The organism is Streptomyces lydicus, from assembly GCF_000717345.1.
GTDB classification, from domain to species: Bacteria; Actinomycetota; Actinomycetes; order Streptomycetales; family Streptomycetaceae; genus Streptomyces; species Streptomyces lydicus.
The window spans coordinates 20,788-47,229 of sequence record NZ_JNZA01000040.1 but is presented as its reverse complement, the minus strand read 5'-3'; the positions used below and the strand labels follow the sequence as shown (position 1 = coordinate 47,229).

The 26,442-nt window shown below is 74.9% G+C and carries 22 protein-coding genes; 13 read left to right on the top strand and 9 right to left on the bottom strand.

Annotation, left to right across the window (positions count from 1 at the left end; genetic code table 11):
- Window positions 1-101 precede the first annotated feature (101 nt).
- The 3 genes from OO62_RS30020 to OO62_RS30010 form a co-directional block, all read right to left on the bottom strand.
- On the bottom strand, window positions 102-374 hold the full coding sequence (locus OO62_RS30020; protein ID WP_033270789.1) for a hypothetical protein: 273 nt from the start codon (window positions 372-374) through the stop codon (window positions 102-104).
- A 185-nt stretch (window positions 375-559) separates the two neighbouring features.
- Window positions 560-2,152 (bottom strand): AMP-binding protein, encoded by a 1,593-nt coding sequence (locus tag OO62_RS30015; protein ID WP_033270788.1) that lies wholly within the window; start codon window positions 2,150-2,152, stop codon window positions 560-562.
- 107 nt (window positions 2,153-2,259) lie between these two features.
- On the bottom strand, window positions 2,260-3,168 hold the full coding sequence (locus OO62_RS30010) for a Gfo/Idh/MocA family protein (RefSeq protein ID WP_033270787.1): 909 nt from the start codon (window positions 3,166-3,168) through the stop codon (window positions 2,260-2,262).
- A gap of 213 nt (window positions 3,169-3,381) precedes the next feature.
- Here OO62_RS30010 and OO62_RS30005 point away from each other — a divergent pair, with 213 nt between their 5' ends.
- The 5 genes from OO62_RS30005 (at window position 3,382) to OO62_RS29985 (ending at window position 8,986) form a co-directional block, all read left to right on the top strand.
- Entirely contained in the window at window positions 3,382-4,863 is a 1,482-nt protein-coding gene (locus tag OO62_RS30005; RefSeq protein ID WP_033270786.1) for a hypothetical protein, read from the top strand.
- The gene (locus tag OO62_RS30000) at window positions 4,860-6,002 is read left to right on the top strand and encodes an ARPP-2 domain-containing protein (protein ID WP_033270785.1); all 1,143 of its coding nucleotides are present in this window, start codon (window positions 4,860-4,862) and stop codon (window positions 6,000-6,002) included. The genes OO62_RS30005 and OO62_RS30000 overlap by 4 nt, the downstream gene beginning before the upstream one ends.
- A gap of 217 nt (window positions 6,003-6,219) precedes the next feature.
- A complete protein-coding gene (gene glnII / locus OO62_RS29995) occupies window positions 6,220-7,242 on the top strand; it encodes a glutamine synthetase (protein ID WP_033270784.1) in 1,023 nt (340 codons plus the stop codon).
- A gap of 111 nt (window positions 7,243-7,353) precedes the next feature.
- The gene (locus OO62_RS29990; protein WP_206738492.1) at window positions 7,354-7,962 is read left to right on the top strand and encodes a rhomboid-like protein; all 609 of its coding nucleotides are present in this window, start codon (window positions 7,354-7,356) and stop codon (window positions 7,960-7,962) included.
- A gap of 403 nt (window positions 7,963-8,365) precedes the next feature.
- Window positions 8,366-8,986, top strand: a complete 621-nt coding sequence (locus OO62_RS29985) for a winged helix-turn-helix domain-containing protein (RefSeq protein WP_033270783.1) — start codon at window positions 8,366-8,368, stop codon at window positions 8,984-8,986.
- Between the two features lie 12 nt (window positions 8,987-8,998).
- Here OO62_RS29985 and OO62_RS29980 read toward each other — a convergent pair whose 3' ends face one another.
- The 3 genes from OO62_RS29980 to OO62_RS29970 are packed head-to-tail and all read right to left on the bottom strand — an operon-like array spanning window position 8,999 to window position 11,260.
- Window positions 8,999-9,634, bottom strand: coding sequence for a DedA family protein (locus OO62_RS29980; protein WP_078617428.1), 636 nt, complete (start codon window positions 9,632-9,634; stop codon window positions 8,999-9,001).
- The gene (locus tag OO62_RS29975) at window positions 9,627-10,493 is read right to left on the bottom strand and encodes a lysophospholipid acyltransferase family protein (protein WP_063739071.1); all 867 of its coding nucleotides are present in this window, start codon (window positions 10,491-10,493) and stop codon (window positions 9,627-9,629) included. Before OO62_RS29975 ends, OO62_RS29980 begins: the two co-directional genes overlap by 8 nt.
- Window positions 10,490-11,260 carry a GNAT family N-acetyltransferase gene (locus OO62_RS29970; protein WP_033270782.1) on the bottom strand — a complete coding sequence of 257 codons (771 nt, stop codon included), beginning with the start codon at window positions 11,258-11,260 and terminating at the stop codon, window positions 10,490-10,492. The genes OO62_RS29975 and OO62_RS29970 overlap by 4 nt, the downstream gene beginning before the upstream one ends.
- A gap of 471 nt (window positions 11,261-11,731) precedes the next feature.
- Between OO62_RS29970 and OO62_RS29965 the strand changes: the two genes are divergently transcribed.
- The 6 genes from OO62_RS29965 to OO62_RS29940 all read left to right on the top strand — a co-directional run bounded on the left by OO62_RS29965 (window position 11,732) and on the right by OO62_RS29940 (window position 20,126).
- Window positions 11,732-14,851: an alpha-N-acetylglucosaminidase gene (locus tag OO62_RS29965; protein ID WP_033270781.1), complete on the top strand. Its 3,120-nt coding sequence runs from the start codon at window positions 11,732-11,734 to the stop codon at window positions 14,849-14,851.
- A 64-nt stretch (window positions 14,852-14,915) separates the two neighbouring features.
- Window positions 14,916-15,146 carry a DUF397 domain-containing protein gene (locus tag OO62_RS29960; protein WP_033270780.1) on the top strand — a complete coding sequence of 77 codons (231 nt, stop codon included), beginning with the start codon at window positions 14,916-14,918 and terminating at the stop codon, window positions 15,144-15,146.
- 143 nt (window positions 15,147-15,289) lie between these two features.
- The gene (locus tag OO62_RS29955) at window positions 15,290-17,257 is read left to right on the top strand and encodes a hypothetical protein (RefSeq protein ID WP_033270779.1); all 1,968 of its coding nucleotides are present in this window, start codon (window positions 15,290-15,292) and stop codon (window positions 17,255-17,257) included.
- Window positions 17,258-17,381: 124 nt separating this feature from the next.
- The gene (locus OO62_RS29950) at window positions 17,382-18,296 is read left to right on the top strand and encodes a metal-dependent hydrolase (protein ID WP_033270778.1); all 915 of its coding nucleotides are present in this window, start codon (window positions 17,382-17,384) and stop codon (window positions 18,294-18,296) included.
- Between the two features lies 1 nt (window position 18,297).
- Window positions 18,298-19,395 (top strand): PDR/VanB family oxidoreductase, encoded by a 1,098-nt coding sequence (locus OO62_RS29945; RefSeq protein ID WP_033270777.1) that lies wholly within the window; start codon window positions 18,298-18,300, stop codon window positions 19,393-19,395.
- A 35-nt stretch (window positions 19,396-19,430) separates the two neighbouring features.
- Window positions 19,431-20,126 carry a TetR/AcrR family transcriptional regulator gene (locus OO62_RS29940; protein WP_078617427.1) on the top strand — a complete coding sequence of 232 codons (696 nt, stop codon included), beginning with the start codon at window positions 19,431-19,433 and terminating at the stop codon, window positions 20,124-20,126.
- Window positions 20,127-20,157: 31 nt separating this feature from the next.
- Here the strand turns inward: OO62_RS29940 and OO62_RS29935 are convergent, their stop codons facing one another.
- Both OO62_RS29935 and OO62_RS29930 read right to left on the bottom strand, forming a co-directional pair.
- Window positions 20,158-20,835 (bottom strand): class F sortase, encoded by a 678-nt coding sequence (locus OO62_RS29935; protein ID WP_051733728.1) that lies wholly within the window; start codon window positions 20,833-20,835, stop codon window positions 20,158-20,160.
- Entirely contained in the window at window positions 20,832-21,665 is an 834-nt protein-coding gene (locus tag OO62_RS29930) for a hypothetical protein (RefSeq protein WP_033270775.1), read from the bottom strand. The genes OO62_RS29935 and OO62_RS29930 overlap by 4 nt, the downstream gene beginning before the upstream one ends.
- A gap of 152 nt (window positions 21,666-21,817) precedes the next feature.
- On the opposite strand from OO62_RS29930, the gene OO62_RS29925 reads away from it, so the two are divergent.
- Window positions 21,818-22,339: a GNAT family N-acetyltransferase gene (locus OO62_RS29925; protein WP_033270774.1), complete on the top strand. Its 522-nt coding sequence runs from the start codon at window positions 21,818-21,820 to the stop codon at window positions 22,337-22,339.
- A 75-nt stretch (window positions 22,340-22,414) separates the two neighbouring features.
- Here OO62_RS29925 and pulA read toward each other — a convergent pair whose 3' ends face one another.
- Entirely contained in the window at window positions 22,415-25,114 is a 2,700-nt protein-coding gene (gene pulA / locus OO62_RS36640) for a pullulanase-type alpha-1,6-glucosidase (protein WP_106974912.1), read from the bottom strand.
- Window positions 25,115-25,609: 495 nt separating this feature from the next.
- On the opposite strand from pulA, the gene OO62_RS29915 reads away from it, so the two are divergent.
- Window positions 25,610-26,410 carry a hypothetical protein gene (locus OO62_RS29915; protein ID WP_129322968.1) on the top strand — a complete coding sequence of 267 codons (801 nt, stop codon included), beginning with the start codon at window positions 25,610-25,612 and terminating at the stop codon, window positions 26,408-26,410.
- Window positions 26,411-26,442: the final 32 nt, after the last annotated feature.

Sequence of the window (26,442 nt, the reverse complement as noted above, 5' to 3'; positions counted from 1 at the left end):
GGGGGGGGGGGGGGGGGGCCGGGGGGAGTGCCCCCCGGCCCCCCCGCCCGCGCGCGCCGTGCGGGACCGGCGCCGGTCGCCCGGCGCCGGCCGTCGGGCCGTCAGCAGTTGTCGTAGAGGAGCGTGCGCACGAGTCGGCAGGTCGTGTCGGAGGGGGCGTGGACGCCTATCTGGGCGGCGGTGTGCCGGATCTTGCGGTTGTGGGCCTGCTCGGGGCGGTAGACGCCGGTGTCCATCAGGGCTATGGCGAGCCGCATGGCCTTCAGGCGGCGGTTGTGGGATTCGTACCGCTCGCGCGGCCAGCCCGCGGGCAGCGGCCTCTTGGGCAGCGGGTGGGCCGGGAGAGGCTTCGTCATGAGTGTGGCAGCGGCCATCAGCGACCTCCTGGAGCGTGGGAAAACCCTCACTGACTGGTTCCCATTCTACCGGCCACCACTGACAAAAGCCCCTGGCCAGAGGGGATTTGAGGCCCCCTGGCCCGACCTCCCGCCGCACCCCGGGCGCCCCCCTGACGGCCCCTTCCCGGCCCCCTTTCCCGGCCCCGGCGGGCGGACCTGTTTCAGGCCGTCGCGGCACCCGCCCGCAGCCGGTTCTTGTCGGGCTTGCCGGCGGGGGTCAGCGGGATCTCGTCGACGACGTGCACGGCGGCCGGGGTGTAGAGGGAACCCTTGTGCTCGGTGACGAAGGCGCGCAGCGCGTCGGCGTCGGCCCGCTGCCCCGGGGCGGGCACCACCGCGGCGTGCACCTCCTCGCTGTCGTCGGCCCGGCGGACGCCGAAGACCGCGCAGTGGGCGACCGCGGGGTGGGTGTGCAGCAGGTCCTCGACCTCCGCCGGGTGGACGTGGCCGCCGACCACGATGATCAGGTCCTTGACCCGGTCGACGAGGTAGAGCCGGCCCTCCTCGTCCAGGCATCCGGCGTCGCCGGTGCGCAGCCAGCCGTCGTCGGCCAGCACCCGCGCGGTCAGCTCGGGCTGCTTCCAGTAGCCGGTCATCACGCCGGCGGAGCGCACGCAGACCTCGCCCTGCTCCCCCGGCGGCAGGTCCCGCCCGTCCGCGTCGCGGACGGCGAGTTCGACGCCGGGCAGCGGGCGACCGACGGTGATCCGCCCGCCGGGGCCGGTCGGTACGTGGTCCTCCGGGAGGGCGATGGTGATCGACATCGCCTCCGACATGCCGTAGACGCCGTACAGCACCGGGCCGAAGACCTTGGCGGCCTCGGTCAGCCGCGACGGGGAGGCCACGCAGCCGCCGTAGGTGATGCTGGTCAGCGAGGTGAGGTCGGTGCCGGGCAGGGACGGGTCATCCAGGAGGCGGTAGAGGAGCGGGGGCAGCAGCCAGAGGTGGCTGACGCGGTCGCGGGCGACGGCGGCGAGCACGGCGGCGGGGTCGAAGGCCCGGTGCAGGACGACGGAGCCGCCGGACACGAGCGTCAGGTCGGTCAGCACCCCCGCCAGGTGGGCGAGCGAGGTGCAGGCGAGGAAGCGGGGCGGCTCCGCGTCGGCGAACGGCTGCTGGGCGAGCATCGCGGCGTACGCGGCGTGGCTCATCCGGACTCCCTTGGGGATGCCGGTCGTTCCTCCGGTGTGCCGGATGCACCAGTCGTCGTCGGGTCGGGCGGCGCTCGGCACGACGGGGGTGGCCGGCAGGGCCGCCGACTCGGCCAGCAGGTCGGGGCCGAGGGCGGGCGCGGGCGACGGGCCGAGGGTCATCACCTCGGGAGCCGGGCCGGGGGTGTGCCGGAGCAGCTCCCGTGCGGTGGCGTGCAGTTCGGGGTCGACGAGCAGCAGCGCGGTGTCGGCGCTCTCGGTGACCCGGGCCAGGGGCTCGGCGGCCATGCCGTCGTAGAGGAGCACGACGCGGGCGCCGACGAGGTTGGCGGCGTAGCGGGCGGCGATCACCTCGTGGCGGTTGCCGCTGAGGAGGGAGACGGTGCGGCCGCGGCCGATGCCGTGCGCGGCGAGCACCGCCGCCATGCGGTGGACGGTGGCGTGTAAGGCGCCGGCGGTGACCTCGGGGCGGACGCCGGGGTCCGTCGCGCCGCCGGCGCCGGGGTGCGCGGCCGGGCCGGTCAGCACCGTCCGGTCCGGGTCGTGGGCGAGGACGGCGAGGACGGAGTCGACGTAGCTGGTGAATCCGGTGGCGGACGTCATGGCGCGGGGGCTCCCTCGGTGCGTTGGCGGGCCGGCCGGCGGCCCGTTGACGACCTCGACGCTACGTCCCCCCGCTCATGGCCTCCATGACCAATTCCGCCATACGCTCATGACCCGAGAGGCATGAGGGAGTCCAGGGACGCCTCCGCGGCGGCGAGGATTTCGGTGACCCGCAGGCCGAAGTGGACGTCGCAGGCGTTCGGCAGGCCGGTGCCGGCCGCGGCGAGCAGGGCGTCGACCGCGCGGTGGTAGGCCGCCTCGGCGCCCTGCTGCCGGCGGGGCAGGGCGGTGACGCCGGCGGTGCCGCGCAGGGTGACCTCGACGCCGGCCGCGGCGGGCGGCGCGGTCAGGCCGACCGTCGCCGAGCTGGCCGCGCCGCTGCTGTGCCGCATCGTCAGCAGCACCGTGTCGGCCGGCCCGCGGGTGGCGGTCACCGCCTCGGCGTCGCCGAGCACCGCGAGGAGGACGGACAGCGCGTGCGGGCCGATGTCCCACAGGCCGCCCTTCTCCCGGCGCCAGGGCGAGTGGGCGTACGGGCTGCTGGTGCCCTCGACGAAGACCGGGGCGAGCCAGTCGGCGTGTGCGGTGAACCAGCCGCCGGCGGCGGCCTGCGCGGCGATCCACTCGCCCTCCTCCTTGCCGAAGCGGGCGGTGAAGAACACCACCGAGGCGACGCCGGCGCGGTCCGCGGCGTCGGCGACCGCGCGGGCCTCGGGCACGGAGGTGGCGACCGGCTTGTCCAGGAGGAGGTGGCAGCCGGCCGCGGCGGCCCGGACCGCCAACGGGCCCTGGACGGACGGCGGGAGGGCGAGCGCGACGGCGTCGCAGTCGGCGAACAGTTCCTCGGGGTCCGCGTACGGGCGGCTGTCGTGGGCCTGGGCGAGCGCGGCCGCGGCCTCCGCCCTGCGCCCCCAGACGCCGGTGAGGTCGACACCGGGGTGGGCGGCGAGGGCGGGGGCGTGGACGCTGCGCGCCCAGGGGCCGGTACCGAGGAGTCCGATGCGCATGGTCGTCATGCGGTCAGTGTCTCGCGGGGCGCGCCGCGCGCGGGGCAGCCGCCCGCCGCGGGCCGGGCGGGTAATCCGTATGCCCCGTCCGCCCGGCCGGTGTTACGTTTCCCCCGCCGGCCGCGGGACTCCGGCGCGACTTCCGGACCTGCTCTGCAAAGCAACGATTCGCTGTTCGCGCCCCCATTCCCCGGCCGGCACCGCGGCTACGGGGAGGACGGGGTGACGAGGCAGGATCTGGTGGCGGCCGAGGACGTGCTGCTGTTCGTCCATGCCGCGATCACCGCCACCGGGCAGCGCGAATTCCACTCCGACGCGGACGGGCAGCGGCTCTCGCTGGACTTCCTGCACGCGTACGTACGGGTCAACTACCGCCCCCTGTACGCCGCCGCGCTCGCACTGGACATCAACGACCACAACGCGGCGCTGATCGTGCGGCGGCTGCTGGAGACCGCGGGCGAGGCGACGGACGAGGAGCGGCGCACCGAGGGGCAGCTGATCGCGGCCCGGCTGGCGCGGCTGCCCGCACCCCGGGTCTACCGCCTGTTCCGCGCGCTGCGCGCGGCGAAGGTCAACAACCGCCGGACCCGCGCGATCATGCGTGACTGGTGCGCGGCGCGGCCGGACCCGGCGCTGGACGCGGTGAAGTACCGCGCCGGCCTCAAGTGCGCGGCGCGCCACGCCCATCTGCGGCTGGACGGGGAGCCGCAGCGCGCCGGCGAGCTGGGCGACTTCCTGTTCGCGCCGGGCCGCCGCAAGCACTTCACCACGCCGCTGCTGGACGCCTGGCGCCGGGCGCACTACGAGCAGAAGGCGGTCTACGAGCTGTCGTTCACCGTCGCCGAGGGCTTCGCGGCGGCGCACGGCATCGGCCGGCGGGCCTTCCTGGAGCGCATCGCCCCGCGGATGACGCGGCTGGAGCGGCTGCGGGTGCAGGAGTCGGCGCGTACGACACGGGCCGAGGTGGACCTCGATCCGGCGCGCCTGCCGCTGACCCGGCTCGCCGCGTACGTGCTGGGGCTGCCGCTCGACGACCGGGTGGCGCGGCGCGCGGAGCTGACCGGTGCGCTGCGGGCGGCGGCGCGGCGTACGGCGGGGGCGCGGGCCGGGACCTGGGGCCGGGTGGCGGCCGTGCTGGACGACAGCTTCTCCACCACCGGTTCCCGGCAGAAGCGGCGCCGTCCGCTGGCGACCGCGCTGGCCTGCCACTTCCTGCTGGCGGAGCTGGCCGGCTCGTACCGTCCGCTCTGGACGTCGGGGCGGCGGGATCCGCTGCTGGCCTACCCGTACGGGCCGACCCCGCTGGGCATGCGGCTGCTGGACGCGCTGGAGTACGCGCCCGAGCGGCTGGTGATCGTCTCGGACGGCTGGGACAACGCGCCGCCCGGCCTGGCCGGTGAGGTGCTCAGGGTGTGGCGGACCCGGCTCGACCGGGAGGGCCGCACCTCGGTGGTGCATCTGAACCCGGTGTACGACGCGGAGAACTTCGCGGTGCGCCGGCTGTCCGCCGAGGTGCCGACGGCCGGGGTGCGCGATGCGGAGGACCTGCCGGCGCTGGTGCAGCTGGCGCGGTTCGCGGAGGGGCGGACGGGGCTCGCGGAGCTGCGGGCCCATCTGGACGACCGGGTGCGGCAGTTCGTGCGCGGCGACCACGGGGCGTCCGGGGAGCACGGGGCGACGGTCCGGGAGGGGGGCGCGGGATGAGCGGGCTGGATCTGAGCGGGCTGCGGGCCTGCCCGGGGCAGGTGTGGGGCGCGGTCCGGCTGGTCCCCCTGGTGCGCGCGGAGCCGGTGACCGATCTGCGGCTGCACCGCGAGGTGTACCGGGACGAGCCGGCCGGGCCGGTGACGGTGCGGTCCGGCAAGGGCACGTACTGCAGCACGTACGTGCCCCACGGCTTCGTGGCGGACTGGACGGGTGACGGGTCGCCCGCCGCCGCGTACGGCTCGCAGCTCGGCGACGGGCGCGGCCCGGTGGTTTGTGCACCGCTGCACTTCCCCCGCAAGCCGGCCCAGCGGGCGCGCGACAAGGGACGGCCGTCCGGCGGCGCTTCGGGCACGCTGCGCTTCCTGCCGCTCCACCTCGCGCTCGACGGCTATCTGGCGCTGCACTTCGGCGGCCCGTCGACGGTGTGGGAGGAGTGGACCCGGCGTGCGGTGCGCGAGGGGCTCTCGCCGCGCGCGGAGCGGGCGTACCGGGGCGAGGCGGTGCCCGGACTCGACGACGCGCTGCGGGTCTTCGAGATCCATCCGGGGCAGTGCGGGGTGCTGGTGTACGTCGCCGACGCGCCGGCCGCCGCGTTCGTGGTGCCGCATCCGGACGACTACCGGGCGCTGCACCCCTCCCTGCTGCAGGACCTGTACGGGGAGCTGATGTACCAGTACGCCCTCTACGGCGGGCCGGTGCGCGAGGACCCGGTGCGGCTGCCCGACGCGTACATCGGCTCGCTCGCGGAGCTGCGGTCGGCCGCCGAGCGGCGGGCGGCGGAGTGGGCGGCGCAGCACGCCGGACTGATGGCGGACTCCTGGCTGGACGCGTCCTACGACGTGCGGCAGGTGTACCGGATGGGGCGGTTCCGGCTGTCGCGCTTCCTGCCGCCGTTCGCGCTGCACCGCCCGCAGCACATCGGGGAGATGATCACGGACGGCAAGGGGAGGGTGGTCTACCTCAAGACGTTCCGGCTGACCGACAAACAGGTCCGGCGCGGCCATGTGCTGCACCGGCTGGCCGCGCACGACTGGCAGGTGGGGCACGCGGCGGAGGCGATGGGAATCGGCCACCGGGAGCTGATGCGGCGGGTGGAGCACCTGGGGTTCGAGGGGCTGCTGAAGCTGCACGGGTGAGTCGTCCGCCACACAGCAAGGGGCGAAGCGGGGCATACCGCCCCGCACGCGAGGGGGCAATCCCGGGTAAACAGGACTGTTGACCTTCGAAATGGCGGGATGTCCGGCTGAGTAACCTGCGGTTCACAAAAGAGCAACGGACGGGAAATGGCCCCTTGCCAGAGTGCGAACGTACGCCCGCACGCGTACCCGCACCTACCCGTATAAGAGGACCCCCGTGAGCATCAAGGCCGAGTACATCTGGATCGACGGCACGCAGCCGACCGCCAAGCTCCGTTCCAAGACCAAGATCCTGACGGACGGCAGCAAGCTCCCCCGGTGGGGCTTCGACGGGTCCAGCACCAACCAGGCCGAAGGCCACTCCTCGGACCTCGTCCTCGAACCGGTCTTCAGCTGCCCCGACCCGATCCGCGGCGGCGACCACCTGCTGGTGCTGTGCGAGGTGCTCAACACCGACCTGACGCCGCACGCCTCCAACACCCGCGCGCTGCTGCGCCCGGTGGAGGAGAAGTTCGCCGGCCAGGAGCCGATCTTCGGCATCGAGCAGGAGTACACCTTCCTCAAGGGCGACCGCCCGCTCGGCTTCCCCGAGGGCGGCGGCTTCCCGGCACCGCAGGCCGACTACTACTGCGGCGTGGGCGCGGACGCGATCTTCGGCCGCGAGATCGTCGAGAAGCACCTCGACCTGTGCCTGGCCGCCGGCCTCGGCCTGTCCGGCATCAACGCCGAGGTCATGCCCGGCCAGTGGGAGTTCCAGGTGGGCGCGCTGCCGCCGCTGGAGGTCTCCGACCACATGTGGGTGGCGCGCTGGCTGCTGCACCGCACGGCCGAGGAGTACGGCGTCACCGCGTCGCTGGACGCCAAGCCGGCCAAGGGCGACTGGAACGGCGCGGGCGCGCACACCAACTTCTCCACCCGCGCGATGCGTGAGGGCTACGACGCGATCATCACCGCCTGCGAGGCGCTGGGCGCGGACGGCAAGCCGCTGGAGCACGTCCGCCAGTACGGCACCGGCATCGAGGACCGGCTGACCGGCGCGCACGAGACCGCGCCCTGGGACGCGTACAGCTACGGCGCCTCCGACCGCGGTGCCTCGGTGCGCATCCCCTGGCAGGTCGAGGTCGAGAAGAAGGGCTACATCGAGGACCGCCGGCCCAACGCCAACGTCGACCCGTACGTGGTCACCCGGCTGATCGTGGACACCTGCTGCACGGAGCTGGCGCGGCGCGAGCAGATCTGAGGCGGGCAGCAGCACGCCTGAGGGGCCGGACCGGCGGGTCCGGCCCCTTTCGCGTGCCCTGCGCGGGCCGGACCGGCGGCGGTTGCCCGTGCCGACCGGCACACTGGCGGCATGCCCCCGCACCGCCACCCGAGGAAACCCCGGCTGCCCTGGGTCGCGCCGCTGTACGTCGGCGCGGTGCAGCTCGGCGCGTACGCCACCGCGCGGCTGCCGGCCGGGCGCCGCACGGAACTGCTGCGCGCGCACTCCACCAACGTCGCCAATCTGCGGGCCGGCCGGTGGGCGACGCTCCTCACCAGCGCGGCGTTCGTCGAGCGCCCGCTGACGGTGCCGTACGGCGCCGCGCTGCTCGCCGCGCTCGGCTCGGCCGAGGCACGCTGGGGCGCGCCCCGCGCGGCCGGGGTGTTCGCGGCCGGCCACACCGGCGCCAGCCTGCTGGTGTACGCGGGCCTGCGCGGCCGGGTGCGCACGGCCCCGCCGGACGCCACCGCCCGGGCCGTCGATGTCGGGGCCAGCTACGGCCTCCACGCCACACTCGGCGCCCTCGCCGTGACGCTGCCCCGCCGCGGCGCGCGGGCCACCGCGACCGCCGGGCTGCTGGCCCTGAGCACGTATCCGGTGCTGCGCCGCGCACGGACCTTCACCGACGCCGGGCATCTGGCGGCGCTCGCGCTCGGGATGGCCATGGGCCGCGGGATGCCGGCGACAGGAGCGGGCTGACCACCGCACGATTCCGGCCACCGTCCACCCCTTGGACGGCCGGCCCCGCACCTCAACTCCGGTGCGCGCAAGCCGAGTCGGAGGCGGATCAGCCCTTGTCCCGCCGCCCGTCCGGGCATGGGAGGGCCGAATCGCGTCACACCGCCACCCGCACGAGGGACAGATCACCGACTGTCTGGTTCAATAGTGGCCATGGCCAGCCTTACCGACACCGCGACAGGTCGCAGCGACCTCGAGCCTTTCTGGCCGTCCCGGCAGGCGCACGCTTTCGACCGTCTGTGTTGCCGCGCGCACTGAGCGCGGGCCCGCACATGCCTCTCCGACGCCGCTGACCGGCGTCTCCAGCCCAGCCCGCGCGCACGACGTCCCCGACGCCCCTTCTGCGCGAAAGAGCTGACTCCCGATGACGAACGTCCGTACCCTCGCTGCCGGTTCCGCGACGGCTCCCGTTTCCCCCCTCACCACCCCGCCCCCGCACCGTCACCGGCTGCGTGCCGTGGCGCCCGACGAGGCCCCGCACTCCCCCGGCGCCGCGCCGGGTGGCGGCGCCGCACGCCACGGGGCCCCACCGGTCGCCGAACTGCTGGACTCCGGCGCGACATGGATCCCGGCGCCGCAGCACAGCCTGCCCGCGCTGCCCGGCCAGCCGCCGATGGTCGGCTACCTCGTGCTGGTGCCGGCCGAGCAGGCCGCCGTCCAGCCGGCCGCCGAGCCGGCGGTGCCCGCACCGACCGGCGACGCGATCGTCCGGATCGACCCCGAGCAGCGCACCGCACGGGTCCAGGACCGACCGCTCGACCTGACGTACCTGGAGTTCGAGCTGCTGGCCCATCTGGTCGCGCATCCGCACCGGGTGCACACCCGCGACCAGCTCGTGACCACGGTGTGGGGCTACGGGCACGTCGGCGACGGCCGCACCGTCGACGTCCATGTCGCCCGGCTGCGCCGCAAGTTGGGCGTGGAGCACCGCGGGTCGATCGTGACGGTGCGCCGGGTCGGCTACAAGTACGTGCCGAGCACCTGAGACCGGACGCCCTCAGGCGCCCTCCCGTTCCTCCCGGAGCGGGAGGGCGCCCGGCGCCCGCCGGTACAGCCAGCCCACCCCGCAGGCCACCAGCAGCCCCGTGCCGGAGGCCAGCAGCATCCCCGCGGCCGGGGAGTCGGTGAGCGCCGCGCCGCCCAGGCCGCCGAGGGCCGTGCTGCACAGCGCCCACAGCCCCGCGCCCACCGCGTCCAGCAGGACGAAGCGGCGCAGCGGAAAACGGACGCTCCCGGTGGACAGGGCGGAGACCACCCGGCCACCGGGCACGAAGCGGCCGGCGATGACGAGCAGCGCGGCGTGCCGCTCGACCGCGGCGCGGGCCCTGAGGTGCCGGGCCCGGCCCCGTTCACCGCGCAGCAGCCGGGCGGTCGCCCGCGGGCCCGCGTACCGGCCCACGGCGTAGCCCAGGCAGTCGCCGGCCAGTGCCCCGGCCGCGGCGACGCCCGCCAGCAGGGCGAGCAGCGGCAGGTCGGGGCCGATGAGCACGGCGACCAGCAGCACGGTGGTCTCGCTCGGCATGAACGGCAGCAGCGCGTCGAGGCCGGACACCAGCAGCACCACGAGCCACAACCAGGGCGAGCCGAGCAGTCCTTGCAGCGGGCCGGCGAGCTGGTCCAGCTCGTCAAACATGGGCCGGGGCATCCCGTACGGGTGCCGCCACCGGCCCCGCCGGCACGCCTCCCGCCGGCCGGCCGCCCAGCACCGCCCGAGCCGCCCGCGCCGCCAGCTCCCGCCGGTCCAGGCCCGGGTCCCGCCCCGCGGTGGTCAGCGCCGGATGCGCGGTGACGCGCACGCTCAGCGCGCGGGCGGCCAGCACCCGGCGCAGCGAGGCGAGGAAGGTGTCCTCGCCGCAGAAGGCCGCCACCGTGCTCGGCAGGCCCTGCTGGCTGTACGCGACGGTCACCGGCCGCACCGGCGCGCCCGCGTCGAGGGCGGCCTGGAAGGTGGCCCGACGGAAGGCGCCCCGGTCGGCGGTGCACCAGGTGGTGGCCTGCGGGAAGACCGCCACCGAACGCCCGGACCCCAGAAGCTCGGCCAACTCCCGGACGATACAAGGAAGTTGTCTCGGGTTCGTACGGTCGATGAAGTGCGTACCGGCTCTGCGGGCCAGCCCGCCGACGACCGGCCAGCCACCCACCTCACGCTTGGCGAGCAGGGTGACCGGTTCCACCGCGAGCAGGGCCGGGATGTCGAGCCAGGAGATGTGGTTGACGACGAGCAGGGTGCCGGGCCCGCCGGCCGGGCAGGTGAGCGCACCGGCCCCGGGCGCGGGACCGTCGAGGCGGATGCCCAACGCGTCGAGCAGCGCGCCCGCACGGTCCCGCAGCCGCGGCGGTTCGGCCAGCCGCGCGCCGTCCGTGAGCGCGCGGCGCACCCGGTACGCGAAGACGGCGGAGCGCCGGACGGCACCGGCCGCCGGCAGCGGCGGCAGCGCGTGCGCGGCGCAGCCCGGGGTGCAGTCGGACCGGACGTCCCAGGGGCCGTTCACCGCTCCCCCAGGAAATAGCGCCGGTAGCGGTCGCCGAGCCGTTCCATGTCCAGGACGACGAAGAAGTCGGCGACGTCGAACTCGGGGTCGTGGGCGGGCGCGCCGCAGATGACCGCGCCGATCCGCAGGTAGCCGCGCAGCAGCGGCGGCAGCTGGGCGGCGCTGGGCCGCTCGGGCACGGGGACGGTGCACTGCCAGGGGCGGTGCGGGGTGACCTTGAGCTCGGGCGGGGCGGCGTAACGGGTGCGGCCCAGTGCCCAGGCATGGGCGGCGGCGGTGCCCCCGTCGGCGAGCGGAACGGAGGCGCAGCCGGCCAGATAGCGGTGGCCGGAGAGCAGCGTGTAACGGGCCAGCGCGGCCCACATCTGCGTCATCACCGCGCCGCCGCGGTGGTCGGGGTGGACACACGACCGGCCGGCCTCGATGAGCGAGGGCCGCAGCGGCGCCAGCGCGCCGAGGTCGAACTCGCCGTCGGAGTAGAGCCGGGGACTGCGGCCGGGCGGCAGCAGCCGGTAGGTACCGACGACCTCGCCGGTCGCGGTACGGGTGACGACGAGGTGGTCGGCGAGCGCGTCGACGGCGTCGATGTCGTGGCCGGCCAGCGGGGTGTGCAGGGTCGCGCCCATCTCACCGGCGAAGACCTGGTGGCGCAGCCGCTGGGCGGCCCGGATCTGCTCGACGGTGTCGGCGATCCGCGCGGTGTAGCCGGAGTCGGCTGCGGCGGTGGGAGCGGGGACGGTGGCGGACGCGGTCGTTGCCATGCTCATGGGAGCGCTCCATGGGGAGTGGGGAGGGACTGCCGGGGGCTGACCTGGCCCTTCTCTACGCGCCAGACTGTTCCCGGGCGCCCCGGCCGACCGCGTGAAGCGGAGGGATCGATTGGATGAGCCTCGGCGGAATTCTGGGCTTCCCACGTTTTTGTCTGTCCCGCCGTGGGTGTTGCTCGCCGTTGCGCTTTGCGGCGCCCCGCACGTTGTCGGCTTTCCCGCCGTGTGTCGTCTCTCCGTTGCGCCTGCGGCGGGCTGGGTTGTTGTTGGGTGCGGTGCCGCTCCTCCGGACTTCGTCCTGCGGCGCGGCCCCTCCCGCGGGGGAGAAAGTTGAAGGCCGGTGGGGGCTAGCGTCAGTAAGACGCCCGCCCCCACCGGCCTTTTCCACCACCCGGCCCGCCGCAGGCGCAACGGCGAGAAACACCCACGGCGCCGCAGACAACAACGTGGGAGGCCGCAATACTGGCCCGCATGGGCCATCCGTCGCGACGGGCGTTGTTGGGCACAGCCGGGGCGATCGCGGGAGCAGCGTTCGGCGGGAACGCGTTCGCCGCGGGCCGGGCGGAGCGCGGGGCGTGGGACACCGCGCCCGCGCGAGCGGCCCTGGAGCGGCTGCTCCCGGGGCACGCCGAGCAGTTCGCGCTGGTGCCGCTGGCCGGGGAGGGCGGTACCGACCGCTTCCGGGTCTCGGGGGCGGAGGGGCGGATCACCGTGGCCGGCACCACCCCGGCGGTGCTGCTGACCGGCGTCAACTGGTACCTCAAATACACCTGCCGGGCGCATCTGTCCTGGGCCGGGGAGCAGCTCCGGCTGCCGGCGCGGCTACCCGCGCCGGACTCGCCCGTCGAGCGCGCCACCGCGCTGCCGCACCGCTTCGCCCTCAACGACACCCACGACGGGTACACCGCCCCGTACGCGAACTGGCCGCGCTGGGAGCGGCTGATCGACGTGCTGGCGCTGCACGGGGTGAACGAGGTGCTGGTCACCCCGGGTGCCGAGGCCGTCTACCACCGGCTGCTGACCGGTTTCGGGTACTCCGACGCCGAGGCCCGCGGCTGGCTCCCGGCGCCCTCGCACCAGCCGTGGTGGCTGCTCCAGAACATGAGCGGCTACGGCGGGCCGGTGAGCGCCGAACTGCTCGGCAAGCGCGCCGAGTTGGGGCGGAGGATCTGTGACCGGCTGCGGGCGCTGGGGATGCGGCCGGTGCTGCCCGGCTACTTCGGTACCGTCCCGGACGGGTTCGCCGCCCGGAATCCCGGGGCCAGGACCGTTCCGCAGGGCACCTGGTCGGGGCTGAAGCGGCCGGACTGGCTCGATCCGCGGACGGAGGCGTTCGGCCGGGTCGCCGCCGCCTTCTACCGCCATCAGGAGCAACTCCTGGGCACCGCACAGCACTTCAAGATGGATCTGCTGCACGAGGGCGGCGACCCGGGGGACGTTCCGGTGCCGGCGGCCGCGCGGGCGGTGGAACGGGCGCTGCGCACCGCCCGGCCGGGCGCCACCTGGGTGATCCTGGGCTGGCAGAACAATCCGCGGCGCGATCTGCTGGACGCCGTCGACCACGACCGGATGCTGATCGTGGACGGGCTCAGCGACCTGGACGCGGTCACCGACCGGGAGCGGGACTGGGGCGGGGTGCCGTACGCCTTCGGGTCGATCCCCAACTTCGGCGGGCGCACCACGATCGGCGCGAAGACGCACATCTGGGCCGAGCGCTTCACGGCCTGGCGTGACAAGCCGGGCAGCCGGCTCGTCGGCACCGCGTACATGCCGGAGGCCGCCGAACGCGACCCGGCGGCCTTCGAGCTGTTCAGCGAACTGGCCTGGCGGGAGCGCCCGGTGGACCGCGTGGCGTGGTTCGACGGGTACGCCGAGCTGCGGTACGGCGGCCGCGACGGGCGGGCCCGGGACGCGTTCGCCGCGCTCCGCACGAGTGCGTACGAGATCGCCAGCAAGGACGGCCGGCCGCACGACTCGGTGTTCGCCGCCCGGCCCGACCTGGCCGCCCGGTCGGGCACCGTCTACGCCACCCACACCCCGGCGTTCGACCCGGCGGCCTTCGACACCGCGTTCGCCGCGCTGCTCGCCGTCCGCCCGGCGCTGCGCGGCAGCGACGCCTACCGGCACGATCTGACCGACGCCGCGCGGCAGGCGCTGGCGAACCGTTCCTGGCAGCTGATCGGGCAGCTGCAGGACGCCTACCGGCGCAAGGACCGGGCCGCCTTCGGTGCGCTGTCCTCGCTGTGGCTGCGGCTGATGCGGCTGAGCGAGGAGGTCACCGGCGCGCACCGGCAGTTCCTGCTCGGGCCGTGGCTGGCCGACGCCAGGGCCATGGCGTCCGGGCCCGGGGAGGCGGCTCAGCTGGAGCACAGCGCCCGGGCGCTGGTCACCACCTGGGCCGACCGTCCCACCGCCGACGGTGGTGCGCTCGCCAACTACGCCAACCGCGACTGGCACGGCCTGATCGGCGACGTCCACCTCCCGCAGTGGCGGGCGTATCTGGACGAGCTGGCGGACGCGCTGGCGGCGGACCGGCCGCCCGGGGCCTTCGACTGGTACGCCAGGGAGGAGCCCTGGACCCGTGCGCGCAACGACTATCCGCTGCGGCCCACCGCCGAGGCGCACCGCACGGCGCAGCGGGTGCACGACGCCCTCGCCACCGCTCCCTACCAGGGCACGGTGACGGTCACCGCGTCCCCGGCCGGGCTGCCGCCGGGCGGCCGGGCCACCGTCGCCGCGGCGCTGCGCAACGTCAACGGGCTGCGCGCGACGGGCCGGGTCGACTTCGCGCTGCGCGGCGTGGACGCCACCGCCGCCGGCCCGGTGTCCCTGCCGTCCGTCCCGCCCGGCGGCACCGGCGAGGCCCGTTGGCGGGTCACCGCGCCGCCCGGCCCCCTCGACGCGCCGCTGCGCCCGCTGCCGTACGACCTCACCGTGGACTACGGGCCGAAGGGTGAGCCGCGGGTGCGGGCCGCGCGGTCCGGCACGCTCTTCGTGGCCGGGCCGCTGGCCCCGGGCCTGGCGACGGTGACGACGAACGCGGCGGTGTTCGGGCAGCTGGACGACCGGTTCGCGATCAACGGCGCGGGCGCCGACCTGTGGAAGGCCACCGCGGAGTTCGGGGCGGTCTACCGGCCGGGCGCGCTGGCCGCCGGCGGCTCGGTGACGGTCGAGGTGACCCGGCAGGACGCCACCGGCCCCTGGGCCCGGGCCGGCATCGTCGTCCGCAACCGCCTCGCCGGCGGGGGCGCGCCGGACCCCCTGGGCTTCGTCAACCTCTCGGTGACGCCCGCCAACGGCATCGTGCTGTCGTACGACGCCAACGGCGACGGCACGCTGGACACCTACCGGCGGATCACCGGCGGCACCGCGCCCGTACTGCTGCGTCTGACGCGCGGCCGGGACGGCACGAACGGCGGCACGTACACGGGATCCTGCTCCACCGACGGCGGTGACAGCTGGCGGGAGGTCGGCACCGTGAGCGTCCCGGGAGCCGCCGTCCGGCAGGACGCCGGGCTGCACCAGTCGGCCGCCAACTCGGGTACCGGGGACCGCGGTACGGCCGAGTTCGGCCGCTGGAAGCTCACCTGACCACCGCGTACGCTGACCGGCACGGCCCACGGCCGGAACGGACCACGAGCGAGGGGATCACGGTATGAGTGCCGCAGCTGAGAAGGAGTGGCTCTACGCCCTCGACATCTCCGACGCCACCTGGCAGCGCGCCCCCGGCGACACCGAGGAGGCCGTGGAGATCGCTTTCCTGGAGCGCGGCGCGGTGGCGATGCGCAACTCCACCGAACCCGATGTGGTACTGCGCTACACCGAGGCGGAGTGGCGCGCCTTCGTGCTCGGCGCGCGGGACGGCGAGTTCGACCTCAAGCAGTAGACGGGGCACCGAAGTTGGTCGTGCGGCCACCGCGGCAGGCGTACCGCGGTGGCCGCGGCCGTGTCCGGACGCCGTGCCGCCACCCGTCAGGGCACGCGGGTGAGGGCCGGTGACCATCACAGGATTCACTCGTTTCACCGAACGTGAAACAGCAGCAGGCGACCTCCACGCGTCCGGACCGCCCCTCCCCCGGCGGCCTCGACGACTTCGGTGATGTCATCGACGTCGAGCAGGCCGAGGCGGCGCTGGTCGAGCACTACCCCCGGCTGGTCCGGCTGGCCTACCTCGTCCTGCCGGCCGGGCGGAGCCGCAGCCGCCGGGTGCTGGCCGCACACGGCGTGGTGCAGCGCACCCTGCCGCGCCAGCGCGCCGCCGCCCACGGGCTCGGCCTGCCCTCGCAGCGGGCCGGCGCCGAGGCGGTCATCGACCCGGGCTACGCCTTCGTACGGCTGCGGGTCCTGCGCGCCGCGCTCGCCGCCGGCCGCGCCCGCCGGCTGCCCGCCCCGCCGCCGCTGCTGCCGCAGGTGTGGGGGCTGCGGCTGTTCCCGCGCGCCGGTGGCGCCGATGAACTCGCCCTGGACCAGGCGCTGTCGGCGCTGACCGCACCGGCCAGGGCGGCGTTCGTGCTACGCGATCTGGAGCGGCTGAGCGCGCCGGAGGCCCGGCGGGTGCTGGAGGCCGCGGGGGTGGCGCACCCCCGGGAGGCGCTGGAGGAGGCGGAGCAGGCCGAGACGCCGGCCGGCAGCCGGGACCGTTCGCTGCTGGAGTCGCCGGAGTTCGACCCGTGCGCGCTGCAGGCCCGGCCGACGGATCTGATCCGGCGGCGGCAGCACGGCCGGGCGGTGCTGGCGGCGGGCGTCGCGGTGCTGGTGTGCGGGGCGCTGCTGGGGCTGCCGGGCGACGGCTGGGGCCCGGACGGCGCCGCCGCCCCGCCCTACGCCCGGAACCCGGCGGCCGAAGCGGCCCTGGATCCGGGCAAATTGACGGTGACCTCGGCGACCGCCTGGAAGACCACCGCCCGGCAGGACTTCGCCGCCTGGCCGGCCCGCGGCGACCGGGTCCACGACCGGGCGCTGCTGCGCCGCGCGCTGGCCGTGTGGGCCAGGCCGGGCGCCGGTGTCCAGGTCTCGGCGACGCCCGGCACCCCGGCCGGCCCGGCCGCCGGGCCGGCCCAGCTGCTGTTCGCGGGCGTGGTGGACCACGCGGTCGTGGTGATCTTCCATGACGGCCTGCGGGTGGTGCGCTACGCGGAGGCGGCGGACGGCGAGGGCCAGGCCGACGGGACGGGCGCGGCGCTGGACTTCGCCCGGACCGACGGTGCGGCGGCGGACTCGGCGAGCGCCCTGGTGGCGGGCCGTACGCAGGGCAACGTCCGCTATCTGGCCGCGCCCTGGGTGACGTCGGCGCGCCAGGTCGACCTGTTGAAGCCGGACGCCGCGGGGCAGCCGGTGCCGATCGACGCGAGCGGGCTGACCGGGCCGGTGCCCATGCCGCAGGCCGCCGACACCTGCACCGGCTGGCCGGCGCTGCGCATGGGCGGCCGCCTCCTGACGGATCTGGGTGAGCTGACCCCGGCCCGGCTGACGTACGGCTCCCCGCGCAGGCCGGGTGAGGTGCGCTCCCGGCAGGCCAGGACGGCCTGGGCGCGTACCGCCTGCCAGCTCGCGACGGTCCGCGGGCAGGGCGTGCGGACGGTGAACTCCTGGAAGTTCGCCGAGCAGCCGCTGCCGGGGGCGGCGGGCAGCGCGGCGTGGCTGTGTACCCGCGCGGAGACCTGGCGCGGTGCGGGCAGCCGGACGACGGCGCAGATCCAGGCGCCGGCGCCGAGCGGGCAGCCGTACGCGACCGGGTCGGTGGTGGCCCGCGCCGACGGCGGTACGGCCTGCGGGCCGCGGTCGCCGAAGGCGCTGGCCGGCGTGTTGTGGAAGTCGCCGGCCGGCTCGTGGTGGCTGCTGGCGGCGGGCAGCGAGCAGGTCACGTCGATCACCGCGACGGGCGGGGTGCGGGGGCAGGCGCCCGGCCGGCTGCTGTCGCTCCCGGCGAAGGCGGGCGACCGCGCGGAGCTGGCGGGGCGGCTGGCGAACGGCCGGACGGTCGAGGCGCTGCGATAGCGGGGCGCCGTCAGGGGTGTCGTGCGGCCAGGCCCCTGACGGCGGGTCCGGCGGCGGGCCGGCGGCGGCAACTTTCGGCGCCCGAGGGGTACCGGCATTCCTTACCCGCCAGTACATTGACGCCATGTCTAATACGGCCTCGTTGCGGCCCCAGCCGGCCGCGTCCGAGCACACCCCGCTGAAGGCCCGCAACGTCGCCTTCGACTGGGCGGACACCCCGCTGCACTGGATTCCCGGCGACCCCGCCAGCACCCACACGATCAATGTGCTGCACCTGCTGCTGCCGGCCGGCGAGCGCTGGTTCGTGCACGTCTACAAGCAGGTGCTGCCCGCCATCCGCGATCCGCAACTGCGCGCGGACGTCCTCGGGTTCATCGGGCAGGAGGCGATGCACTCGCAGGCGCACGACGACGTGCTGCCGCACCTGGCGGCGCAGGGCCTCGACCCGACGCCGTACACCGCGCAGGTGGACTGGTTCTTCGAGAAGCTGCTCGGCGACCGCACCCTGCCGCCGGGCCGGGCGCGGGAGTGGTGGCTGCTGGAGCGGGTGGCGCTGATCGCCGCGATCGAGCACTACACCGCGTTCCTGGGCGACTGGGTGCTCAACGCCGAGGCGCTGGACGCCCGGGGCGCCGATCCGACGATGCTCGACCTGCTGCGCTGGCACGGCGCCGAGGAGGTCGAGCACCGCTCGGTCGCCTTCGACCTGTTCGTGCACCTCGACGGCGGCTACCGGCGACGGGTGCGGACCTGGGCCACCGCGTTCAGCGCGCTGGTGTTCCTGTGGCAGCGCGGCGTCCGCTTCTTCATGGAGCACGACCCCACGCTGCTCGACGGCCGGGCGCGGTTCCGGGAGTTCCTGCGCGGCGGACGGGAGGGCGTGCTGCCCACCGCGGGGGCCATGGCACGCTCCATCCCGCAGTACCTGAGCCAGGCGTACCACCCCTCGCGGCACGGCAGCACCGCGCAGGCCGCTGCCTACCTCGCCGGATCCCCCGCCGCGACCGCGGCCGAGGCCCGTACGACCGGAGGAGCCTGAGATGCCCCGGATTCGCACCGTGCTGGTGGTCGGCGCGGCGGCGCTGGTCGTCCGGAGGGCGCTGCGCCGCCGGGTGCAGGCGTCGCCGCTGTGGCCGATGCCGGCGCTGGCCGAACCCGTCTCCGGCCGGGGCCGGCGCGGCGCGGGCGGCACGGGAACCCGGCGGCTGACGGTCGTGGAGCGCACGGAGGAGGCCGAGGGCGTGGTGCGGCTGCGCCTGGAGGGGGCGGGGCTGCCGGGGTGGGAGCCCGGCGCGCACCTCGACCTGGTGCTGCCGTCGGGGACCGTGCGCCAGTACTCGCTGTGCGGTGACCCCGCGACGCCCGGAGCGTACACCGTCGCCGCCCGGCTGATCGAGGACGGCCGGGGCGGTTCGCGGGAGGTGCACGAGCAGCTGCACGAGGGCACCGAGGTGGAGGTCCGCGGGCCGCGCAACCGCTTCCCGCTCCGCGACAGCCCTGCGTACGTCTTCGTCGCGGGCGGCATCGGCATCACCCCGATCCTGCCGATGGTGCGGCAGGCCGAGCGGGAGGGGGTGCCGTGGCGGCTGCTGTACGGGGGGCGTTCGCGGGCCTCGATGCCGTTCCTGGCGGAGATCGAGAAGCTGGCGGGGGCCGGCGCGGACCGGGTGACGGTGGTCGCCGAGGACGAGGACGGCCGTCCTGACCTGGCCGCACTGCTCGCCGGGGCGCCGCCGCACGCGGCGGTGTACTGCTGCGGCCCGGAACCGCTGATGGACGCGGTGGCGGCCCTGCTGCCGGAGGGGCCCGAGGGCCTGACGCTGCACACCGAGCGCTTCGCGCCGGCCGCCCCCGCGGCCGCCGGTGAGGACGTGCCGTTCGAGGTGGAGTTGCGCCGCACCGGCCGGACGGTCGAGGTGGCCGCGGACACCAGCGTGCTGCGGGCGATCCGCGAGCAGGCGCTGCCGGATCTGCCGTACTCCTGTGAGCGGGGGTTCTGCGGCACCTGCCAGCAGCGGGTGCTGGCCGGCGAGGTGGAGCACCGCGACGAGCTGCTGACCGACGCCGAGCGCGCCGACTCCCTGCTGATCTGCGTCTCCCGGGCGCGGGGCGGCACCGGGCTCGTGCTGGACCTGTGATTCCGCGCCGCGCCCCGGGTGGTTATGGTGGCCGCATGACGACCGGGGCGCGCCGCAGGATGGGCGTCGAGGAACGACGCGATCAGCTGATCGCGGTCGCCCTCGACCTGTTCAGCCACCGCTCCCCCGAGGACGTGTCGATCGACGAGATCGCCGAGGCGGCCGGTATCTCGCGGCCGTTGGTCTACCACTACTTCCCGGGCAAGCAGCAGCTCTACGAGGCCGCGCTGCGGCGGGCCGCCGAGGAGCTGACCGCCCGGTTCGTCGAGCCGCACGAAGGCCCGCTCGGCGCCCGGCTGTTGCGGGTGATGGAACGGTTCTTCGACTTCGTCGACGAGCACGGCCCCGGCTTCTTCGCGCTGATGCGCGGCGGCCCGGCCATCGGCTCGACGCGGACCGGCGCGATGATCGACGGTGTCCGCCAGGCCGCGTACGAGCAGATCGTCGCCCACCTCGGCGTCCCCGCGCCCGCGCCGCGGCTGGAGATGGTGGTGCGCTCGTGGATCTCCCTGGCCGAGACCACCGCGCTGCTGTGGCTGGACGGGCGCCGCATTCCCCGAGGGGAGCTGGAGCGCCAGCTCGTGCACGACTTCGCGGCGCTGGCGGCGGTGAGCGCCGCGTACGACGACGAGATGGCCGCGGTGGTCCGGCGGATGCTGGCCGACGAGCCGGCGGACGGGATGTTCGCGGACCTGGTGGGCCGGCTGCTGACGCTGCCGCAGCCGGCCTGAGCCGCCCCCGCCGCTGTCTCGCGGCGACGGGCTAGGCACCGCCCGTGAGGCTGGCGAACACCACCACGTTGTCGGGGTAGTAGTGCTTGCCCTGGTCGTAGTCCCCGCCGCAGGTGATCAGGCGCAGCCCGGCGTGGTCGAGGTTCTTGTACACCTCCAGCGTGGGGAACTTGTTCTTCGGGTACGTGGCGATGCGGTCGACGGTGAACTTCGCGGTCCGGCCGTCCTGCCGGGCGACCTCGACGGTGTCCCCGCGCTTCATCGACGACAGCCGGCGGAACACCGACGGGGTGCCGTTCCAGGTGACGTGGCCCGCGATGACGGCCGGGCCCTTGGCCCCCGGTGTCGGCCCCGGCCCGTACCAGCCCGCCTTGGCCGGGTCGCGCGGGGTCTCCATGCTGCCGTCCTTGTGCTGGCCCAGCGTCTCCAGCGTGGAGGACACGTGCAGCGAGGGGATGGTGAGCCGCATCGGGACGGACGCCGGCATGCTCGCGGCGGCCGCACCGCCGGAGCCGTCCGCTGCGGACGCCTCGTCGTGGGCCGGGTGACCGCCCTGGCCCTGCTGCCCGCCGGGGAGCGACTGCGGCGCCGCCGGGGCCTGTTCCCCGCACCCGGCGAGGAGCACGGCCGCCGCGGCGACGCACACCCAGCCGGTGGCCCGGCGGGCCCGGCGGCGGGTGGTGACGCGGCCGGTGCCGCGGGCGCTCACGCGGCGGCCCCGCTGTTCCCGCCGCGTCCGGCGGCGGGCCGCTCCCGGCGGCGGCGCAGGACGACCAGCGCGCCGGTCGCGGCCGCGGCGAGACCGCCGGCGGCGAGCGCCGCGCCCGGCACTCCCGTGCTCCCGGCGGCACCGTCCACCGGCCCCGTCCCGGTCTCGACCCCGCCGACCGGGATGGACCCGACCGCGGCGCCCTGGACCTCGCCGCAGTTGGTCGGGGCGGTGGCCTCCTGGGGGAGGGTGGGGTCGAGTTCGCTCTTGCCGGCGCCGTCGAAGTCGTACTTGTTGTTGCCGTTGCGGTCGATGCCGTGCTGCACGATGTGCAGGTCCTTGATGTGGTCGACGACGGCCTGGGAGACGGTCAGGGTGCGCTCGTAGGAGACCTTGCCCTGTGCGTCCGCCACCGGCATCCGGTCCACCGCGAGACCGCTCTTGGCGTCGGTGGAGCCGCTGGTGGTCAGGGAGATGTTGATGTTGCCGTAGTGGACGGTGGCTTCGGTGTTGTCGATGACCCCGTCACCGTTGGTGTCGGCGCTGGCGTCCGGGCAGTGGAAGTCGTGCCCGTCCGTGGAGCCGTGCAGGTGCTGGGCGGAGGGCTGCCCCGGTACGTGCCCCTCGGACTCGATCTTCACCGTCAGCTGGTTGCCCTTCAGGCTGAGCATCGCGACGCCCTTCGAACCGGAGTTGTTCAGCGGCGCCAGGTTGATCTGGTAGGCGCCGTTTCCGTCGGCGGCGGCCGGGGACGCGAGGGCCACGGTGAGGGCGAGGGCGGCCGGGAGAGCGGCGAGTGCGGCGCGGCGGCTGGTGTGCTCGGGTATCACGTGCGGTCCTTTCCGGCGGCCTCGTGACGGGAGGGCCGCAGGTCATCCGGGTGCGAAGCGACACCTCGGCGAGATGTCGCCCCGTATTCGGAGCACCGGTGCCGCAGGGATGGGTGGTGCGGGAAATTTGTCACCACGGCACAATTCCGGGCATGAACACGATCACTTTCCGGCTCGCCGAGGACGGTCCCGACGTGGCGGTGCTGGTGGAGTTGTACGACGCCGCGGCGCGCTGGATGCAGGCGTCGGGTATCGCGCAATGGCGGCCCGGCGGGAAGAGCGAGGAGCACTTCCGGTTGCGGATGAAGGAGGGGGAGGTGTGGCTGGCCGAGGCGGGCGGGCGGACGGCGGGGGCCTGCGAGCTGTGGTGGAGCGATGAGCCGGCCTGGGGGCCGCAACCGCCGGTGGCGGGGTATGTGCACCGGCTGATGGTGGACCGGGGGCGGGCGCCGGCGGGCACCGGGCGGGCGATACTGGCGCACGCCGAGCGACGGATCGCCGAGGCGGACCGGGAGTGGGCGCGGCTGGATTGCCTCGCGAGCAACCCGCGGCTGCGCACGTACTACGAGGGCGCCGGGTACACGGTCGTCGGGGAGCAGCCCGGCAAGACGGACGAGGACAACGGCGGCAGCCCGTACGCCGTCACCCTCCTCGAAAAGCGACTGGACCGTTAGCCGGCGGGCACGGGACACACCGCCCCGCCGGCCTTCGGCGCGCACCCCCTCGGCGGGGCCGCCGAGGGGGCGGGCTCAGCCCCGGCGGAAGACCGCCACCGTGCGGGCCGGGACGGTGAAGGTGCCGGACGCGGCGGTGTACGACGCGGTGGCGGTGGTGCGGTCCGCGCCCCGGGCCTGGACGGGGTGCAGGGCGTAGGGCCGGCCGGCGAGGTCGCCGAGGGTCTGGTCCTGCCGGTGCGGGGTCGCGTTGAAGACGATCACCAGGTCGGCGAGGCGCATGGTGAGCACGCCGGGGGTCTCGTCCTTGCCGGACAGCGGGAAGGACAGCTGCGACTGGACCGCGGCGGCGGTGGGCAGGGCGAACGCCGGTTCGGTGGCGTGGATCCGCAGCAGGTCCCGGTAGGCGGCGGAGGCGTCCTGGATCGCGGCGCAGCCGGGGCGGAGCGCGGGGTCGGCCAGGAGGGGCTTGGCGTAGGGCCACTTGTCCTTGTTGTCGGCGGCCGGGGGCAGCCCGCGGCCGAAGCCGTTGCCGTCGGCGCAGTTCCAGTGCAGGGCGTTGAACCAGTCGCCGCTGTTGAAGGAGTTGCGGTCCAGGGACTTGGAGCGCAGCAGGTCGGTGCCGGCCTGGGAGAGCGCAGGTCCTTGCGACAGCGTTGCGGTGGCCAGTGCAAGGACTTGCATGCGGGCGCGGTCGGCGGCGCTGGTTCCTTGCGGCAGTTTGTAGGCCAGGGCGTCGTAGAGGGTTTCGTTGTCGTGGGCGTCGACGTAGGCGAGCGCGTCACCGGGGGCTGCGGCGTAGCCCGCGGGGGCGCCGTTGTAGTCGACCTGGGAACCCGTCACCCGGCGGCCGGCGGTGTCGGTGAAGGCGTAGTCGGCGAGGTTGCCGGTGAGGCCGACCTTGATGAGGTCCTGGTCGTGCAGGAGCCGGGCGCGCTGTTCGGCGGACGAGCCGTTCCCGGGCGCGGAGTTGGGGTCGGTGTACAGGCCCGAGGCGAAGCCCTGGAGGCGGCGGTCGGCGTCGAAGGGGCCGCCGCCGCGCACCGCGTCGCGGGCCCGGTCGCTGAAGGTGGCGATGCCGGTGCCGGCCATGTTCCGCTGGGTGGCCTGCACGAAGCGGGCGTCGTTCGCCGCCTCTCCGAAGTTCCAGCCCTCCCCGTAGAGAATGATCTTCTTGCCGTCGACGCCGTCCTTGCGCGGCGTCAGGGCGTCCAGTGCCTTGCGGACGGCGAGGATGTTGGCCTTGGGGTGGTGGCCCATGAGGTCGAAGCGGAAGCCGTCGACCTTGTACTCCTTGGCCCAGGTGACGACGGAGTCGACGACGAGCTTGCCCATCATGGTGTGTTCGGGCGCCGTCCCGGAGCAGCAGGTGGAGGTGGCCAGGCTGCCGTCGTCGAGCAGCCGCTGGTAGTAGCCGGGGACGATCCGGTCCAGGACGGAATGCGGGTCCTGGCCGCTCGCGGCGGTGTGGTTGTAGACGACGTCCATGACGGTGCGCAGGCCGGCACCGTTGAGACCCTGCACCATGCGGCGGAACTCCACGGTGCGCGCGGCACCCTCCGGATCGGAGGCGTACGAGCCCTCCGGGACGGTGTAGTGCAGGGGGTCGTAGCCCCAGTTGTAGGCGTCCCGGGCGGCGGCCTCGGTGACGCACTCCTGCTGGCTCTCGGAGTCGGGGGCGTAGGAGGCGAGGTCGCAGCGGGGGCGGCCCTGGTCGGCGCGGCGCTCGGGGACGGTGGCGCCGTCAAAGACCGGCAGCAAGTGAACGTAAGAAGTTCCGGCCGCTGCAAGGGATTTCAGATGCCGCATGCCGTCGGACCGGCTGTCGGTGAAGGCGAGGTACTGGCCGGGGTGGCGGGAGGTGCGGTCCTCGACCGAGAAGTCACGCAGGTGCAGCTCCTGGATACGGGCCCGGCGCAGTGGTACCGCGGCGGGCTTGCGCAGCGCCGCCCAGCCCTTGGGGGCGAGCCGCGGGTCGTCGAGGTCGACGACGAGGCTGCGGGCCGAATCGGCGGTCAGGGCCGTGGAGTACGGGTCGGTGACCTTGTTGGTGACCATCCGGCCGGCCGCGGGCGCCCAGACGGTGACGAGGTAGCGGTAGGGCTTCCCGACCCAGTCCCGCTGCCCCTGGACCCGCCAGACGCCGCTGCGGTCGTCGCGCCGCATCGGGACCGTACGGCCGCCGAGTTCCAGCGCGACGGTGCGGGCGGTGGGCGCCCAGACGGAGAGGGTGGGGCGGCCGTGGTCGAAGACCGGGCCGAGCGCGGCGTGCCGGGCCCGCGTGCCGTAGAGGTCGTCGAGTACGCCGGGTATCTGCACGCCGGTGGTGGTGCGCCGGCCGTCCGCGGTGCGCTGCGCGGCGACCAGGTGGCCGCGCAGCGCCGTACCGGCCAGGGCCCGGTCCCGGGGGTCGACGGTGAAGGCCGGGTAGCCCGTCAGGTGCGGGAAGGCGGCTCGTTCGGCGGGGGTGAGGGTGCCGGGCGTGAGCCGGAGCCGCTTGACGGCCCCGCCGGAGGCGGGCGCACCGGAGGCCGCGTCGGTGACGGCGGCCCTGCCGGCCGGCGCGTCGAACTCCAGCTGCGCGGCGCCGCGTTCGGCCCCCTTCCAGACCACGGTGTCGCGGTCGATCCACTGGGCCAGGGCCTGTTCCGGGCCGGGTGGCGGGGCGGCGTGTGCCGGCTGCTGCGGGGAGGAGACGAGCAGGGCGGCCGCGCCGACGGCCAGGGCGAGGGCGGCGGCCGGGCGCCGGGCGGGACGGCGAGGGGTGGAGGACATGGGTCATGGTTCTATCCGCGACGATTCGGCGTTGCAAGACCTTACGCAAGACATTGCAAGGGTGTTACGTTCCCTCCGCGGTAGGCGGTCCGGCCGGCCGGAGGCCCGTCAACGGGCCCCAGGCGCCCGGCCGTCCGGACCGATCCGCACCCCCGACCGGCAACGGACGCCCCCACCCCGGCGCCCCACCTCCACTCCCCCGCCCCAGACACCGACCGATACGGGCGTATACGACCCACCGCCCGAAACGCTGGAAGCACCCAAAGCAAAACGATTGCGCGAAGGGGGGCGCTGCGGTCGGCTCCTCGGGGCGCGCGCCCACAACAGGGGGAGCATTCATGAAGATACGCATCGGCGGAGCATCGGCCGTACTGGCCGTCCTCGTGGCGAAGACACAGACGCTGTACTACGGCGTCCAGCATCCGGCCGGGGCACGCGGACAATCCGGTCGAGTACAGAAAGGGCCATGGCGTGTACTACGAAACGCTCGTTGCCTTGCACGGGGTACTCGACCGGTACCCGTGGGCGGCGCACCTCGCGTGCGACGACACCGGAAGCCCGCTGTACGACCTCGCCATGCGCCGGTCCGAGGGCTACGGCTGGTATTCCACCGGCGGTTGGACCTACAAGTACAAGGGCTGGGGCGAGGCCCGCATCGTCCAGGACCCGGGGCGCTGGGCCGATTGCCTGGCCGGCGGGGACTGGACGCAGGACGGCGAGGTCCGGGAGCTGGCGTGGATGTCGGCGGACATCCCGGTCGACGTCCGCGAGCCGCGGCTCCCGGTCCTCCACATCACGCGCATCCTCTCGGACGCGCTGCACCGGATCGGACGCGTCCGGTTCACCGGTCTGCATGCCGTCCTCCCGCTGCACGAACTCGTCGGCGACGCCTCCGACGACCTGGAGGCGATGCGGAACTGGTTCGCCCTCGCCGACCCGTCCGCCTCGGTCCCGGTGACCGTCACGGTCGGAGCCGGCCCCACGGCGTGGGGCAAGGAGACGGCGGTGTGCAGCGCCGCCCGGGAGCGCCTCGGCGACATCGCGGAGCTCGACGTCGCCGCCGGACGACTCGACGTGTCCGGCATGGCCGACCTGCACGGCGAGCACGGCTACAACAAGACCCGCGAGCGCGGCGTGCTGCGCTTCACCTGCCGTACGCGGGAGTGGTCACCGGACGTCGCGGTATGGCTGGTCGAGGTCATGGGCGACGCCTTGCGCGCGACGGGCTGCGCGGAGCAGGTCGTGGTGACCGCCTCCGTGGCCGCCGCCCCGGACGCCCGGACGCCGACGGCTTAGTGGTCGGCTCCGGAAGTCCTTCGGGGGATCAT